Raw genomic sequence first — 16289 nt, forward strand, 5'->3', positions numbered from 1 at the left:
TTATTCTCCAAACTGGATACGATGAAGCTGTGCGTATGCACCATCTTTGGCTAGCAAGTCGGCGTGAGTGCCACGCTCAACAATCTCACCTTCATCGACAACCAGAATTTGATCAGCGTTTTCAATGGTCGACAGTCGGTGCGCAATCACCAGCACAGTGCGGTCTTTTTGTAGCTCATCCAACGCTGCCTGAATAGCACGCTCTGACTCTGTATCCAACGCAGAAGTTGCCTCATCGAGAATCAGCACTGGCGCATTACGCAGCAAAGCGCGGGCAATAGCGATACGTTGGCGCTGACCACCAGAAAGGCTCACACCGTTCTCACCAATGATTGTGTCGAAACCACTATCCATATCGCGGATAAAGTCGGAGGCATAAGCCAAATCTGCTGCTCGCTCAATCTCTTCGCGGGTGTATTCGTTCTCAGCCGCGTAAGCAATGTTGTTGGCGATGGTATCGTTAAACAGGTGAACATTCTGAGAAACGATGGCAACGTGATCACGCAGATTACTTAGGGTGTAATCTTCGATTTTTACGCCATCAATGGTGATATCACCGCTGTCGATGTCATAGAAACGGGTCAACAGGTTAGCAATGGTACTCTTACCAGAACCAGAGCGGCCCACCAGTGCCAACGTCTGCCCTGCAGGCAAATCGAAGGTAACGCGGTCAAGCGCTGGCGCATCTTTGGTTGGGTAAGTGAAGACAACATCGTTGACCTTAACATCACCTTTTACGCGCTCAGCAACGTGTTGGCCGTTGTCTTTCTCTGTTTCCAGTTCCATCAGCTCGAACAAGCTATTACACGCAGCCATACCGCGCTGGAATTGTGAGGTCACGTTAGTTAATGCTTTCAGAGGACGCATCAAGCCGAACATGGCAGCAAATACGACAGCAAAAGTACCAGCGCTCAACTCACTGCGGATAGCATCTGTGTTTGCCAAAACAAGCACAGCGACCAGAGCAAAAGACGCAATTAACTGAATCACTGGGTTAGCGATCGCCTGAGCAGATACCAGTTTCATGGTTTGCTGACGCATGCGGTTAGATACGTCTTCAAAACGCGCCTTTTCAACTTCCTGACCACCGAAGCTCAATACCACTTTGTGGCCTTTCAGCATTTGCTCTGCAGATGAGGTAACCGAACCCATGGCTTCCTGCATGTTGGAAGAGATTTTACGAAAACGCTTGGAAACGATACGAATCGCAATAGCAACAATTGGCGCGATCACCAAAAGAATCGCAGAGAGCTGCCAGCTGTTATAGAACATCAGAATCATCAGACCAATGATTGACGCACCTTCACGGACTAGGCTGACCAAAGCACCACTGGTCGCGTTGGCAACCTGTTCTGAGTCGTAGGTAATACGGGAAAGAAGCGCACCGGAAGATTCTTTATCAAAAAAACTGACTGGCATCTTCATGAAATGGTTAAACATGCGGCGACGCATCGTCATCACGACTTTACCTGATACCCAGGAGATACAGTACGCAGAAACGAAACTCGACACACCTCGAATCAACATTAAGCCAACGAGATAAAGCGGCATCCATTTCAGGAAATCGCTTTCGACAGCGTCGTAAGTAAAACCTTCATCAAGCAGAGGCTTAAGCATAGAAACCATAAGGGTGTCACCAGCAGCATTAACAATCAGCGCGATAATGGCTACCACCAAGCCCGCTTTGTAGTTAGCGATGTATGGCCACAGCTGCTTAAAGGTTTCCCAGGTCGTTTTGTCTTGGTAGTTTGATGACATGATATTGGCTTATATTCTTGCAAGTAGCGGGCATTCTACTCTTTTATTGGGGGTGGTCCAAACATCTTCCTGTACCAAAAAGGCTCGATATCAAGACGTTGGCTACTAACCCGCCAACCCTTGTCTGAGAAATGTACACTCACTTGGCCGTGTTGCCCGGTTTCATACCAGGAAATGTTGCGCTCACGGTATCTATCGACAACATCTGGGTTCGGCAAGTTCCACGGAGTATATCGACCCGTGGATGCGATCGCCGCGTTGGGATTGACTGCATCGATAAATCCTGACGATGAAGATGTCTTGCTACCATGATGAGGAACCAGCAGTACATTTGCACTGACATCAGCGTTCCGCTCTACCAGCCAGTTCTCCTGCTCTTTGGGTAAGTCTCCCGTCAGCAAAACTGAATAGTTTTCGTCTGAGATACGTACAACGCAAGAGTCTTCGTTTTCTGCCTCTTCAGATACTTCTTTGGGATATAGCACCTCGAAGTTCAGCGATTGCCATTGCCAGTCTGCTCCGCGGACACAAGGAATATATCCACCTCCAGTTTCAGGCGCTCTCACCCAATCTGGAGAAAGGTTTTCGATGACCCAATCTTCCCCGCCGGAATGGTCATTGTCTCCGTGACTTAAAATTAACCCGGTTAGTTTGCTGTTTCTGGAAGAAATAATGGGCTCAATCACGGATTGCGCGATACTGGCTGAAGGCCATGCAGCGCCGGTGTCATAGAGGATTGTTTTGCCATCCTTCTCGACCAGCACAGCTAAGCCATGTCCCACATCAAGAACATCGACCTGCCACCCATCCGTTGTGTGCATTGAGCCACGCCAGCCCATCAACGTCAGTATCAGTGCAAGAGAAAGAACTTTTATTCCAGACAACTTCGAAATAGCCATGAGATAAAAAGTCGCCACAACAACAAGCACAAACATAATGGATGTGTGTTGAATATCCAGCCACCCTATATCAACATGGTTTAACATCTGACGAATAGGCCAAAGTGAATAGTCAGCGAGACGCCATAACCACGCAGCGCTAAATACTGAACTTGCAAGAAGCGAGAGCAATATGATTGGTACCGTCAGCAGACTCACGATAGGCACAGCAATCAGATTGCAGAGTAAAGAAAGGAAACTAACTCCTCCAAACCATGCCCATGTAAGCGGTAACATGCCGACAATGAGATAACACTGCATGCGAAATAGCTGGATGACGTAATTCAACGGACCTTTCGACTCTCCTCGTCCAGTCGTAAACGTCATGATGCAAAGCACCATCACAGCACCAAAGGAAAGCCAGAAACTGACTGAGAATACCGACAGCGGATCAATAAGTAGTACGATGCCCAGCACTAACAAAAAGGTATTGAACGGACTGACGCTAAAACCCGATTGTCGAATCGCCATGAAAACGACCAAAGCAATGAGCGCTCTTTGAGCCGTTAAAGAAAAGCCTGCCAACCAAGCATAGGTGATAGCACACCCCAAACCTGCCAATACCGAAAGCCAAAGATATCTATCTGATCGATTGAATAGCGGTAGGCAAGCTTTGGTTACCCTGTAACCAAATAAGAATGCTAAACCGATATGAAGCCCTGAAATCGCAAGCAGGCGTGCCAGCCCCGAATTCCTTAACGTCATCCAATCTTGGCTGGTTAGCAGTGCCCTTTCACCAAACGCCAGTGCAACGAGAAACGCACTGTTTTCAAAAGGGAGGATTTGAGGGAGTGTCCGGTCAAATAACTGCTGCCTGGCTGATATTCCTTCGTCAATGAGGTTAGCAGAAAGTACGCTGCCTTTGGCATGAATGTGTTTTGAGAGAAAATAGGTTTCTGCGTCAAACCCTGCTTCGTTTACCCTGCCATAAGGTTCACGGATTCGGACCTTCAGCTCCCAGTGTTGCCCTTGTTTTACGGGAGATTCACTGCGCCAATAAAGACGGGCACGGAATTTCTCAAAGGCGCTCAATTTCCGTCCATTCACCGTGTCGACATCAAAGATTACACTTGTTTGCTGCTTTTCCCCTGTAAAAAGGCTGCCAACTTTGCCCGCTATGGTAGTATTCTGAACCACTGTCAAAGCGGTACTGGTTTTAAACAAATGCAGTGACGCAGCACTGGACGCCACCAGACAGCCAATGGTGAGACCAATTACAAACAGGGGAACGCGTTTGCATTGGACAAGGATGACAGCGAGAAACCCGAGTATTAGCGAGGGTTCCGGGAGCGCTGGCCACCATCTAAGCGAGACTATAGCCACCACGATACCGAGCATGATTTTCATATCGGTACCCGTTCCGTGTGAAATGAAGATCTATGCCAAGAAAAATAATTAAAAAATTTCTCCCTAGACACGACGTTATTCGCAAGCAAAAGGCGTTGGCGGTCTTTGGCAACCTGCTTTATGACCCTAACCTCTGGTGCCTGAATCGTCGCTCTGCGTCTGGCGCATTTGCTGTCGGCCTGTTTATGGCATTCGTGCCGCTTCCGAGCCAGATGATCATGGCTGCCGGTCTTGCGATTATGTTTGGCGTTAACCTGCCCCTTTCTGTTGCATTGGTTTGGATCACCAATCCCATAACCATGCCTTTGATATTCTGGGGCGCTTACAAAGTCGGAACATGGTTGATGGGCACGCCCGACTACCACTTCCACTTTGAACTGACTTGGGATTTCCTGTTCAATCAAATGAGCCAGATTGGACCTCCTTTCCTTTTGGGTTCCTTCGTTTGTGGCGTGGTATTTGGTCTTATCGGGTATTTTGGTGTCAGAGGGATTTGGCGATATTCCGTGGTCAGAAGCTGGCAACAACGCCGCCTACGCCTACCCAAGATCAAAGCGCTAAAGAAGAAAAAAACCAAAACTGACAGCTAGACAACGAAAACAGATACATAAAAAAATACCCCGCATTAGCGGGGTATTTTTTTATTCCGATTCAGGCTGCGAGCCGATATGCGACCTTTTCACCTTAAGATGTAATCGCGCAACTTATCACCGTTACCTTGCGCTCAATACAGCGGCGGGTTGCAACTTGCAAGCTCGCTGCGCAGGATACCATGTCGCCAGTAGACTCAATACAATCGCGGTGACAGATACCAGTAAGACATCCCCCATTTGTAGTTGAGTTGGCAGGAAATCGACAAAGTAGATATCACCTGAGAGGAAGTCCTGACCTGTCAGTGTTTCAATCCCACCAACAATTGTTGTCAGGTTCAGTGCAATCAAACATCCCGCAGCCGAGCCCACCAGGCTTCCGATCAAACCGGAAAGAAAACCGTGCCAGATAAAGATGGATCGGATCAGGCCATCTTTTGCGCCCATAGTACGCAGCACAGCAACATCTGCAGCACGGTCTTTCACTGCCATCATCAAAGTAGACACAATGTTGAAACAGGCAACGCCGATGACTAACACCATCACCAGATACATAATCGCGCGCACCATTTGGATATCGCGGTAAAGGAAACCGTATTCCTGCGTCCAGTTTTTAAGGTACACATACTCTTTAAGCGTGTACCCCACTTCACGAACGATCTTGCGTGCTTCAAGTGGGTCTTTGACTCTTAGCGCAACACCGGAAACCGCATCACCCATATCAAGGTATTGCTGTGCATCCTGAATCGGCACAAGTGCCAAGCCATGGTCGACTTGACCACCCAAGCTCAGCACACCAGAAACCTGCATTCGAATACGTTGGGGAGCACGCAGCTTCAACTCTGGATCTGGGGAAGGCACCAATGCCGTCACCCAATCTCCGACTTCAACACCCAAACCATCTGCAATGCCTTTACCCAGCACCACAGCATGATTTCCAGGAGTGAGTGTCGACCAGGCGTTATCAAGCACGTAGCCACCAATATTGCTGACACGCACTTCCTGTTCGGGGTCGATACCGCGGATTTGCACCGGCTTTAAGTTGGCTCCCTTTTCCAACAAGGCCGTGAACGTCACATAAGGTGCACCAGCAGAAACCCATGGATTGGCCTCAGCGGTTTCTTTCATTTCCTGCCACGCTTTTATTGGCGCCTCAACGCCTTCAAGTTGGGCATGGGGAATCACAGCCAGTACGCGGTTATTCAATTCGCGTTCGAAGCCGTTCATTGCTGAAAGGCCAACAATGATCACCATTACACCCACTGAAATACCGATCATGGAAGAAACAGAGATGAACGACACCAGCTTATTGCGTCGTTTGGCTTTGCTGAATCTGCGCCCTATAAACAGCGCTAATGAGTCCATCATAACGCCACGGCCTCAGCGTTCGACTCTACAAACTGACCATCCAGCATCGAAAGCTGACGATCCAGTTTCTGCGCAAGCTCTCGATCGTGAGTTACCACCAAAAACGCGGTATTGAATTCCTTATTTAACTCACGCATTAGATCATAAATATCCAACGCAGTTTTGTGGTCAAGGTTGCCGGTTGGCTCATCTGCCAACACCAGCGCAGGGCGATTCACTACAGCACGGGCAATCGCGACACGCTGTCGCTCACCGCCCGAAAGCTCTGACGGTCTATGCTCACCGCGATGACCCATACCAACTGCTTCCAGCATTTCCATCGCGCGACGCTTCGCCTCAACAGGCTTCTCGCCGCCGATCATCAGCGGCATAGCCACGTTTTCTACAGCAGTAAAATCCGCGAGAAGGTGGTGGAACTGATAAATAAAACCAATGCTTTGATTTCGCAGTGTCGCCTGCTCTGAGGCTCGCATTTTCATCAGGTCTTTGTCTTCAAAAAACACATCACCTTCGGTCAGCGTATCCAGCGCTCCGAGAATATGAAGTAACGTACTTTTACCCGACCCCGACGCACCAACAATGGCTACCAGTTCGCCTTTTTCAATCGAGAACGACACGCCTTTTAATACGTGAGTTTCCAACTCCCCTTCCTGATAGGTTTTGGTGACGTTGGAACAGGTTAACAATGCATTACTCATAGCGAAGCGCCTCGGCTGGACGAACAGAAGCCGCCTTTAACGACGGGAACAGGGTTGCAATAAGACTCAGTGCAATAGCACCAATCACGACAGAAAGCACTTGCTCAGGTTTCAAAACCACAGGCAGCGACAATCCGCCCCCCAGCAAGCTCAGGTTGAATATCGCCATCACTTCGTTGATGTTCAGCGCCAGCACAGAACCGGCAATACCGCCCAATATCGCACCTATCACACCGCTGCTAGCCCCTTGAACGACGAATAGCGCCACGATGCCGTTGTGATTCATACCTTGTGTTTTGAGAATGGCGACTTCAGATTGCTTCTCCATCACCACCATGATCAACGCGGAAATGATGTTAAACGCCGCGACCAGGATGATCAGGCTCAGCATCAATCCCATCATGTTCTTTTCCATTTTTACGGCTTGGAACAACTCACCACGCAGCGCACGCCAATCGGACCATTCATAGCCCATGCTCTCTGCGACTTTTTCCAGTGTCGGTACGTTGAAAGGCTCTTCAACGAAAAGCCTTAGATCCGATGGCTGGGAACGGGGAAGACGCATGAGACGAGCGACATCGTTGAGATTACCGAACATCAGTTGATTATCGACATCGGTCGCCGTGTCGTAGAGCCCTGTTACTGTGAAATTACGTTGAGAAGGAATGCGTCCGACAGGGGTAAACTGGCTGGCACTGGTGATCATCACGCGGACTTTATCCCCCACAGAAACATCCAAATCGCGCGCCGTTTTGCGCCCCAAAACCAGATTGTAGCTACCTGGCGTCAGTGAATCGAAGTCACCACGAACCATAAATTCACGAATTGGCTCACGCGCGCCGACATCCACGCCAAGTAACTTACCAGCCGAAATGGACTTAGGGCTCTGAACCACGGAGTCAGTGCTGACAATCGGCGCTGTTCCCGTCACGCCTTCAAGACTAGCTAAGGTGTTAACGTCCGGCGCGTGTTGGGCATCGCCCGCCACAATGGCTTGTGGAATCACACCAAGAATGCGGTGTTTTAATTGGCCTTCAAAGCCGTTCATCACAGAAAGCACGGTCACCAGCGCCATCACACCAATGGTGATACCCGCAGTTGACATATAAGAGACAAAGCGGCCGAATTTATCGCCGGATCGCCCCCTCAGATAGCGCAGCCCTATAAACACCGGTAGAGGGTGAAACATAAAATGAGATCTCAAAACGTTGTTTCGCAGTAATGAGGTCTGTTGACCTTAGAGAGAACCACAAAAACAAATAACAATCTTTGGCAAGAAGAATACCTTTTAGGTCAGCTAATTGCCACGAAACCACGTGTGGAACACGGTAATCAGATGCTTTTTCAAGCTAAACGTTCAGTAATTTAAACTACCTAGCGTTTCAGTCTTGTCTAAGTGCTGTGAAAATAAACACTTCTACAGCAGGCCGATTGGGTAAATTCAGCCACTGCGGGTATAATCAATAGCACTACAGGGTTTTAGGATTACAGATGAGCCAGGACGAATACTTTTCCGTACATGCGCACCTCAAGATCAATGTTGAGGTTCTTGGGGACGACGAGCATGTGCCTTCTGAAGCAGAATTTGGCCGAGAAATCCCTGTCGCTTTTCGCATTGCTAGCGAATGTGGAGACCTCGACAGTGGCGTAGAGAAAGAAATCCAGGCCCTACACCACGATGACAGCCAAGCGCTGACTAAATTTCTGCTTGCGCAGAATCAAAAAATCAACCTGCTGCTCGGCTTCATGCTATCGCAACAGGACAACCCTAAACTCCGTTATCAAACCGAAACCTTCGGTGCGAGCAGCCTTACTTTCATTGCACGAAAAGCTTTCGAGAAAGGTCAGCATGTGCGATTGAAGCTCTTTCTTGAGAACCCACCTTCTGCTATTTACTGCTACGGTAGCGTCTACGGCTGCAAAGAAAAAAACGGTAAGTTTGCTGTTGGCGTGAAATATATTCGCCTTCAAGAAGAAGACAAAGACGTGTTAATACGCGCCGCACTTCATCAACAGCAGAAACTGCTCCGTCAACGCGCATTGGAAAGAAACAGCTAAGCCCCAGAATTCATGACTAACAACGCATTATTTGATTTGCCTGCTCCTGAAAAAGCAGGAGACACCCGCGTCATCGCTAATCTGATCGGCGCCTCTCTTCCCCTGACGGTTGCGACTCTTGCCGAACAGCAGAACCGCTTTATTTTGATGGTGGTGCCGGATAACCAAACCGCCCTCAAGCTACAACCTGAGATCAAACAGTTTACTGGTCGCGAGTGTCACGTTTTTCCTGATTGGGAAACCCTGCCCTACGATAATTTCTCGCCGCATCAGGATATTATCTCCGACCGCATCGCGCGCCTGTATCAATTACCGCAACAAACCAACGGTGTCTTGCTGATCCCTGTCAGTACACTAATGCAGCGTGTCATGCCGCATTCGTTCTTGGTTCAGCATGCGTTGATGGTGAAAAAAGGCGATTTGCTGTCGCTGGAAAAACTGCGTTATCAGCTGGAACTTTCAGGCTACCGTCACGTTGATCAAGTCATCGAACACGGTGAGTACGCCAGCCGTGGTTCGATTCTTGACTTGTTCCCGATGGGTTCAAACCAGCCTTACCGTATTGACTTCTTTGACGATGAAGTGGATACCATCCGCGAGTTTGACCCAGAGAATCAGCGTTCAACACAAGAGTTGGACAGCATCAACCTGCTACCTGCCCATGAATTCCCAACTAATGATGAAGCAGTTGAGCAATTTCGCGGGCGCTGGCGTGAACGTTTTGAAGCTCGCCGTGAGCCAGAATCAATCTACCAGCAAGTCAGTAAAAAAACCTGGCCGGCAGGCATCGAATACTGGCAGCCACTGTTCTTTGATGAAACAGAAACTCTGTTTGATTATCTGCCAAAGAATACCTTGGTACTGACTAAAGGTGATGTGGAATCAGCTGCCAAACAATTTTTGAGCGATGCGGATTACCGCTATGACCAGCGACGCGTTGATCCTCTTCGTCCGTTGCTGCCACCCAAAGACATCTGGCAAAACGTTGATGAACTGTTTGGTGCGTTTAAGAACTACCCACGCATTAAGGTTCAAATCAACTCGACGGAAGACAAAGCGGGCAGAACCAACGCTCCCATTACTCCACTTCCAGAACTGACGGTTAATCAGCAGCTCAAAGAACCACTGGGCGCGCTAAGACAATTCACTGAAGAGTTTTCCGGCAAAATCATTTTCTCGGTGGAGACAGAAGGCCGCCGAGAAGCCATGCTGGACTTGCTGGCACGCATCAAAATTCGCCCAATGGTTTGTGGGTCTCTCAATGAGGCTTTCGACACACCCACCAATTTCGCCATGGTTGTCGGCCCAGCTGAAATCGGCTTCCAAAGCGAAAGCCCTTCATTTGCGCTGATTTGTGAAAGCAACTTGCTCGGCGAACGCGTTGTCCAGCAGCGCCGCCGGGACAATAAAAAAGCCACGACTAACTCTGACACCATCATCCGCAATCTGGCTGAGCTCCAGATAGGACAACCTGTTGTTCACCTTGAACATGGTGTTGGCCGCTACCTCGGTCTGCAAACCTTGGAAGCCGGTGGTATTACTACTGAATACGTCACGCTCGAATACCAGCAAGGCTCCAAGCTTTATGTGCCCGTCGCTTCTCTGCACTTGATCAGTCGCTACAGTGGTGGCGCAGAAGAAACCGCGCCGCTGCACAAGCTTGGTGGTGAAGCTTGGGAGAAAGCCCGCAAGCGCGCGGCAGAAAAAGTCCGTGATGTGGCCGCTGAACTGCTCGATGTTTACGCCAAGCGCGCCACCAAACCGGGCTTTGCGTTCAAACATGACAGAGAGGCTTACCTCGACTTCTGCGCAGGCTTCCCGTTTGAAGAAACCGCCGATCAGAAAAACGCCATTAATGCGGTGCTATCTGACATGTGTCAGCCAATTGCAATGGACCGTCTTGTTTGTGGTGACGTGGGCTTTGGTAAAACTGAGGTGGCCATGCGTGCCACTTTCCTCGCGGTGAATAACAGCAAGCAGGTGGCAGTGTTGGTGCCGACTACCCTGCTCGCCCAACAACATTTTGAAAACTTCCGTGACCGTTTTGCTAACCTGCCAGTGCGCGTTGAAGTACTTTCCCGCTTTAAGTCCGCGAAAGAGCAAAAGCAAATACTGGCAGACAGTGCAGAAGGTAAAGTCGATATCCTTATCGGCACCCACAAGTTGCTGCAAAACGACGTGAAGTTTAACGATCTGGGTTTGTTGATTGTTGATGAAGAACACCGGTTCGGCGTGCGCCAGAAAGAGAAAGTGAAAGCAATGCGTGCGGATGTCGACATCCTAACGCTGACCGCGACGCCAATTCCGCGAACCCTGAATATGGCCATGAGCGGTATGCGCGACCTTTCAATTATTGCTACACCCCCTTCTCGCCGACTGGCGATAAAAACCTTTGTTCGTGAGCGCGAAAAGTCACTAATCCGAGAAGCATTGCTTCGTGAGATCATGCGTGGTGGTCAGGTTTACTTCCTGCACAATGACATTGATTCGATTGAGAAAACTGCTGATGAGTTGGCAGAGCTGGTGCCAGAAGCACGTATTACCGTGGCACACGGTCAGATGCGTGAACGTGAACTGGAACGCATCATGTCTGATTTCTATCATCAGCGTTTTAACGTTTTGGTGTGTACCACCATCATTGAAACCGGTATCGACGTTCCGACGGCTAACACCATCATCATGGATCGCGCTGATCACCTTGGTCTTGCGCAGCTTCATCAGCTTCGTGGCCGTGTTGGTCGTTCGCATCATCAGGCCTACGCCTACTTGCTAACCCCTCATCCAAAACGCATGACCAAAGATGCGGTCAAACGTCTGGAAGCCATTGCCTCACTCGAAGATTTGGGCGCAGGCTTTACGTTAGCTACCCACGATTTAGAAATTCGTGGTGCGGGTGAACTTCTGGGTGATGAACAAAGCGGTCAGATTCAGTCGATTGGTTTCACCTTGTATATGGAAATGCTGGAGCAAGCTGTTGAAGCGTTAAAAGAAGGCAAAGAGCCATCACTTGACGATCTTCTTAATCAACAGACAGATGTTGAGCTTCGACTTCCGGCATTATTACCCGACGGCTACATCCCGGATGTCAATACGCGCTTGTCACTGTACAAACGTATTGCGGGAACCAAATCTTCCGATGATATCGAAGAGTTGCGCGTTGAGTTGATTGACCGCTTCGGCTTACTGCCTGATGCAGCCAATAATTTGCTCAAAGTACAGCAGCTCAAACTGGATGCAGCGAAACTGGGTGTACGTAAGATTGACGCACACGACAGAGGCGGTGTGATCGAGTTTACTCAAAACGCCCAAATTGATCCCGGCTTCCTGGTGGGTCTGTTACAATCCCACCCGAGCCGTTTTCGCTTCGAGGGACCGACCAAACTCAAAATCGTAGAATCGCTCACTGATCGTCGTGAGCGGGTTGAGTTCATCGAAACATTATTAAACCAATTTGCCGAGAATTTATTGGTTGCCTAGAACAAGGCGACTGGCTTTAAAAACGGAGTAATGCCTTGAAAAAGCTGATTATCCTGCTGCTGTGTGTCATTAGCTGGCCTTCCTTCGCTGAACGTTGGTTCGACGTTGAAGTGATTGTATTCAAGCGTAACCAGAACCCTGACACTGTTCAGGAAAACTGGCCAGATGCGCAGCCGGACATCAATCTGAGTGGTGCTGTTTCTGTCTTCGACAAACAAACACTGGCGGCACGTGGTTTGCAAGTGCTTCCTAAAAACCAATGGCAGTTGAATGCGGAATACAATCGGTTGGCTAACCATGCGGGCTTTAAACCACTAGCGCATGTCGCATGGCGTCAAAACGATGGTGGTCGTGGCGCTATGCCTAAACTGCGCTTCACCGCAGGTCGTAACTTCGGTGATAGCTTCTATATTGATGGCACATCAAAAGACGCACCTCTGGTGACCAGTGAATCCGCTCCTGATGGATATCAGCCAACAGACAAAGCCAGTGGCCCAATGTATGAGCTGGATGGCTTTATTCGTGTGTACGTTCAGCACTACCTTTTCATTGAAACCGACCTAGCTCTTCGTGAACCAGGCGAGCGTAAGGTGCTGAAGGAAGTTCAGGCTGTGCCATTACCTCTTGATAACCAAGTGGCAACCGAAGTGGAAGGCATCACTGCTGAAGGCTCAGATGTGGCTCCGGTAGTTGAAGGTAGTGCACTGACCGGGCTTCAAAAGCTTGAGCGTACTTACTCAGTGGAAAAACACCTCAACTCTTATGCTTTCGAGCAAAAGCGCCGTATGAGAAGCGGTGAAATCCATTATCTGGATCATCCACTGATGGGTCTGATTATTCAAGTCACCCGCGTCGAATAAGCGCCTTTTTGAATCAGAACTTTTCTACAACGCCCTCATTTGAGGGCGTTGTTTTTTCTGTATTTTTAACTAAAACTATAATGATACAAACCAACCGAGCAGACCATGCAAGCAAACCTTGAATTTCAGACTGACCGCCTCATATTACGGGCACTCAATCAAGTCGATGTCGCGCCGCTCAAAAAAGCCATCGCAGAATCGTCAGACACCATCAGCCCATGGCTGGATTGGTGCCATGAAGGATTCGATGATATGGATGCAGAAGCCTGGGTGAATCGTAGTCGTCAGGGCTGGTTAACAGGGGCGAGTTTTGAATTGGCCACATTTGAAATCGAAACAGGAGAACTTGTCGGTTGCGTTTACCTTTCCAGTATTGATAGCGTCGCAAATATGGCGAACCTTGGGTACTGGATTGCAACAAAATTTCAAGGAAGAGGCTATGCATTAGAAGCAGTGGAAGCAGCAGCTAATCTTGCCTTCGGCCATCTACTATTAACCCGTTTAGAATTAGTGATGGATCCTGCTAATGAAGCCAGTATCCGCATTGCTGAGAAATTACGTGCCACCTTTGAATGCCGTGCACGTAACCGCTACATGTATGATGGTGAAGCTCGAGAAGGTCTTGTGTATAGTCTGGTCCCGGACGATATTCTATAGAGTTGATGAAGATATAATCTTGTTTCATTCAAAATCATGCATTATCTCGAAATTAAGACCCTGTCATCGAACTGTCACCAAACCTAAAAATCACTGTAACAGCCGCTCCTATAATCGGACTTATTAACAATTAACTGACTAGAAATAATGTTTTCCAGAAATCTACACTGGATCGTGTTCGTTGTTGGTACAGTTGCGGCTTTATGCAGCGGTTTCGCTGTTTATCAAATCGACGAAAAGCGTCAACAGAGTGCCTTTAACACACTGATTGAGCAACGTCTAAATGGCTTGGAAAAAGCCCTTTACTCTTTCCATGAGTTGCAGCTCTCCGCTCAGCTCTACCTCCAGACCGACAAAAACCTGAGCAAAAGAAAATTTCAGCAATTTCTGGCAAGCCGTACGAGAGAAAGTTCGGGCATTCACTCCGTCTTTTGGCTGCCAAAAGTATTCAGGGATTACATTGATGACTTCGAGAATAGAGTCGCCGGTAGTGAGGACGACTCTTACCACAACTATCAAACCTATCCTCAACCTGATTTTAGATGTGCATGGGCGCTAAGTGATTATGCTTTTCCTGTCCTTTATGTCTCTCCAGAGAATCAGGTAGAGAACTATATTGGTTGGCGTGCTGAGTCCCAGTGTGAGTTTGCACATGCCATGGAGCGAGCATTTTTCCAACGTAGTCCAGAAGCGAGCTTTTTCGAAAAAGACGATCATCACGGCGTGCGGTTGTTCTCAGCAGTCATTCTCGAAGAGGAGCTCAAAGGTTACTTGGTCACTTCTATTTATTTCGATAGCTTCTTTTCTGCTATCTGGCCAGATTACAGCTCACTGGATAACCTTCAAATATCGGTCAGGCCTGAGTTCAGCAACAAAAATGATGATAGCGCCTTCCTATTTCAGACCGTGCCACAAAACAACAATAGCAATGCTAGAATATTCACAGCGGAGCATTTGGTGAAAATCCCAGGAAGTGAAGAAGGCGTTTGGTTCACATTTACTTCAGGAGAGGATCATCTAGCTAGTAATCGCTACAGCCTGGTAATGACCGTGCTCGGCTTCTTGCTTACCATAGCCACTAGCTTTTGTATTTGGTCCTATTCCAGTCGACTCGCACTCGCTAATCAGTTGGTTTCACAACAAACAAAGAAGCTCCGGTTTCAAGCCTATCATGACAGTCTGACGTCATTAAACAATCGGCTGTCGTTGGAAAAACGTTTGGAGAGAGAACAATCAAAACTGCAGAACGCTCAAAGCTTTGGTTTCTCCATCCTGTTTATCGATTTGGATCGCTTTAAAAACGTTAATGACTCACTCGGGCATTTAATTGGGGACAAACTTCTTCAAGCCGTGGCTGATCGCCTTTTTATGGCGACCCAAACTCCAAATAAAGCGTTTCGTTTTGGAGGTGATGAGTTTGTCGTTTGTCTTCCAGATGTGATCACACAAGATGGTGCTTATCGAAGCGCGAGCGTTTACCTTGATGCCATCAACCAACCATACCTCATAGATGGCCACGATATTCAGATTGGCGCCAGTATCGGTATTTCAACCATCAGAGATCACGGCTTTACGCTTTTGGATATTATCCAACAAGCAGATATCGCTATGTATCATGCAAAAGAAAGCGGTGCTTCGATTACCTTTTTTCACAGCGATATGCTGGAAAAGGCCCAACAGCGTTTTAATATAGAGCAAGACCTAGGTTATGCGCTTGAATTAAACCAACTGTCACTGGTATTCCAACCTATCTGTAAGGGGGACAGAGTCCACCATTTCGAGGCCCTACTGCGTTGGCATCACCCTGAACTGGGTTCTATCTCTCCGATGACTTTCATTCCCATTGCAGAAGACACTAATCAGATTCATGCAATCGGCCGTTGGGTTCTGGCCCGTGTTTGTCAGCTACTAGGGTATTGGCAAAGAGAATCTGGTGGCTTTGACTATCCGGGGATCACCGTCAATGTCTCAGCCAAACAACTGGTTTCCCCTGCATTTATCAGTTTTGTGGAATCACTTGTCGAGCAAAACAAAATTGCCCCCTACAAATTGGGACTAGAAATCACTGAATCAACCTTGATGGAAGATGAACAGGCCAGCTCACAGGCACTACAAGCATTAAGAAAGGCGGGAGTTAGACTTTATCTGGACGACTTTGGTACAGGGTATTCATCCCTTTCACTATTAGGAGAATACGTTTTTGACGTATTGAAAATAGACCGTCACTTCATCACCAACGTAATCGACTCTGATAGAAGCTCTACCAAGCTTTGCGCAGCAATGATCCAATTAGCGCAAACCCTGGATATGGATGTAGTGGCAGAAGGCGTGGAAACGGAAGAGCAGTTGACGTGGTTATTAGAACAAGGAGATGTTTCTATACAGGGCTACCTCATCTCACGCCCACTGCCTGTTGAAGAGTTGGTTAACTGGCACCCAGCCTGCGCGATACCAAATCCTATTGAAGCGCTTAACACGACGCCAAAAATCTTTGCACCGTTCTTGTTAAAACCCCATTTAGGCCAGGCATAAAAAAGC

11 protein-coding genes are annotated in these 16289 nt (G+C 48.3%); 6 read left to right on the top strand and 5 right to left on the bottom strand.

Annotated elements, in window-relative coordinates:
* Together msbA and K6Q96_RS09965 are read right to left on the bottom strand one after the other, a co-directional pair.
* Entirely contained in the window at positions 1–1758 is a 1758-nt protein-coding gene (gene msbA, locus K6Q96_RS09960) for a lipid A ABC transporter ATP-binding protein/permease MsbA (protein WP_251875399.1), read from the bottom strand.
* 35 nt (positions 1759–1793) lie between these two features.
* Positions 1794–4043, bottom strand: coding sequence for a DNA internalization-related competence protein ComEC/Rec2 (locus tag K6Q96_RS09965; RefSeq protein WP_251875400.1), 2250 nt, complete (start codon positions 4041–4043; stop codon positions 1794–1796).
* A 32-nt stretch (positions 4044–4075) separates the two neighbouring features.
* On the opposite strand from K6Q96_RS09965, the gene K6Q96_RS09970 reads away from it, so the two are divergent.
* Complete coding sequence (locus K6Q96_RS09970) at positions 4076–4633, top strand: DUF2062 domain-containing protein (protein ID WP_251875402.1); 558 nt, start codon at positions 4076–4078, stop codon at positions 4631–4633.
* Between the two features lie 123 nt (positions 4634–4756).
* Here K6Q96_RS09970 and lolE read toward each other — a convergent pair whose 3' ends face one another.
* The 3 genes from lolE to lolC are packed head-to-tail and all read right to left on the bottom strand — an operon-like array spanning position 4757 to position 7888.
* The gene (gene lolE, locus K6Q96_RS09975; protein WP_251875404.1) at positions 4757–6001 is read right to left on the bottom strand and encodes a lipoprotein-releasing ABC transporter permease subunit LolE; all 1245 of its coding nucleotides are present in this window, start codon (positions 5999–6001) and stop codon (positions 4757–4759) included.
* A complete protein-coding gene (lolD, locus tag K6Q96_RS09980; protein ID WP_251875406.1) occupies positions 5998–6699 on the bottom strand; it encodes a lipoprotein-releasing ABC transporter ATP-binding protein LolD in 702 nt (233 codons plus the stop codon). The genes lolE and lolD overlap by 4 nt, the downstream gene beginning before the upstream one ends.
* Positions 6692–7888 carry a lipoprotein-releasing ABC transporter permease subunit LolC gene (lolC, locus tag K6Q96_RS09985; protein ID WP_251875408.1) on the bottom strand — a complete coding sequence of 399 codons (1197 nt, stop codon included), beginning with the start codon at positions 7886–7888 and terminating at the stop codon, positions 6692–6694. The genes lolD and lolC overlap by 8 nt, the downstream gene beginning before the upstream one ends.
* Before the next feature lie 302 nt (positions 7889–8190).
* Between lolC and K6Q96_RS09990 the strand changes: the two genes are divergently transcribed.
* The 5 genes from K6Q96_RS09990 to K6Q96_RS10010 all read left to right on the top strand — a co-directional run bounded on the left by K6Q96_RS09990 (position 8191) and on the right by K6Q96_RS10010 (position 16283).
* Complete coding sequence (locus K6Q96_RS09990) at positions 8191–8757, top strand: PilZ domain-containing protein (RefSeq protein WP_165012316.1); 567 nt, start codon at positions 8191–8193, stop codon at positions 8755–8757.
* A gap of 12 nt (positions 8758–8769) precedes the next feature.
* Entirely contained in the window at positions 8770–12234 is a 3465-nt protein-coding gene (gene mfd, locus K6Q96_RS09995) for a transcription-repair coupling factor (protein WP_251875410.1), read from the top strand.
* A gap of 35 nt (positions 12235–12269) precedes the next feature.
* Positions 12270–13094, top strand: a complete 825-nt coding sequence (locus K6Q96_RS10000) for a peptidoglycan binding protein CsiV (RefSeq protein ID WP_251875412.1) — start codon at positions 12270–12272, stop codon at positions 13092–13094.
* Positions 13095–13199: 105 nt separating this feature from the next.
* A complete protein-coding gene (locus K6Q96_RS10005) occupies positions 13200–13751 on the top strand; it encodes a GNAT family N-acetyltransferase (protein WP_251875414.1) in 552 nt (183 codons plus the stop codon).
* Positions 13752–13898: 147 nt separating this feature from the next.
* A complete protein-coding gene (locus K6Q96_RS10010; protein ID WP_251875416.1) occupies positions 13899–16283 on the top strand; it encodes a bifunctional diguanylate cyclase/phosphodiesterase in 2385 nt (794 codons plus the stop codon).
* The last annotated feature ends 6 nt before the right edge of the window (positions 16284–16289 follow it).

The sequence above is a fragment of the Grimontia kaedaensis genome, from assembly GCF_023746615.1.
Classification (GTDB): domain Bacteria; phylum Pseudomonadota; class Gammaproteobacteria; order Enterobacterales; family Vibrionaceae; genus Enterovibrio; species Enterovibrio kaedaensis.